Below are 273 nucleotides of genomic sequence, written 5' to 3' on the forward strand. Positions count from 1 at the left end.
GAATGCCTTAGACAGCCAAGTAAAGAGTTAATAATTAGTAAGTCTAGATGGAAAGGTGTGTGGATACCGACGGTAATGAATGCAAATATCAACGAAATTAATACAGACTTTAATACATTAAATACCCTGATGGCAGATTCAATTACGCTGTTAGGTGCGGCTATGGCGCTAGTTGCTGTAGCAACTTGGGCATTCTCTTCTAATGGGCAAAGCTACCAAGCTGTTGCATCTGAAGAAGAGAGTATCTCCCCCCCAACAAAGCTGAAAAAATTG

1 protein-coding gene is annotated in these 273 nt (G+C 40.7%); it reads left to right on the forward strand.

Annotation, left to right across the window (positions count from 1 at the left end):
* Nucleotides 1-33: 33 nt before the first annotated feature.
* The coding region (locus CWB85_RS22380; protein WP_283235150.1) for a putative manganese transporter at nt 34-273 on the forward strand (240 nt) is incomplete at its 3' end.

This window comes from Pseudoalteromonas sp. S1727 (assembly GCF_005886375.1).
Lineage (GTDB): Bacteria > Pseudomonadota > Gammaproteobacteria > Enterobacterales > Alteromonadaceae > Pseudoalteromonas > Pseudoalteromonas haloplanktis.